Below are 430 nucleotides of genomic sequence, written 5' to 3' on the forward strand. Positions count from 1 at the left end.
ACGAGCCTGGTCCTCGAACAGAGCATGGATGCAGCGATCCGACGGATAGTCCGCTTCCGTCCGGTTCCAGGTATCGACGATCAGTTCCCGCTCTTCGGCCGGCAGCACGTCCAACGACCGCAAGGGCGTCTCCGGCGCCGTCTCCAGCGCTTCCGCCAGGCTCTCCAGCGCCCGCTGCATCAGCCCGATGACACGATCCGCCGACACCGCTTCGACCACCTGCGCCGTCAGGCCAAGTGCTGTCCCGAAGTCGTCGATCGACAGCGTCACCGGATAGCTCGTCCGCTCGCCGCTCTCCAACCGCTCAGCACCGATCAGGCCCGGCGTTCCGGTCCTCTCCAGCGTACTGTGCCTGTAGTTCAACAGTGCGCTGAACAAAGGCGTGCCCGCCGCAACCCCGCTGCAGCGCTGCGCCAGCGCCAGCGGCGCA

At 67.0% G+C, this 430-nt stretch carries 1 protein-coding gene; it reads right to left on the reverse strand.

The genetic code is table 11. From position 1 onward, the window contains the following. On the reverse strand, positions 1-430 hold a 430-nt coding region (locus tag KVT37_RS31890; protein WP_217578978.1), incomplete at both ends, for a hypothetical protein.

It is taken from the genome of Mesorhizobium sp. GbtcB19 (assembly GCF_019091085.1).
Classification (GTDB): domain Bacteria; phylum Pseudomonadota; class Alphaproteobacteria; order Rhizobiales; family Rhizobiaceae; genus Mesorhizobium.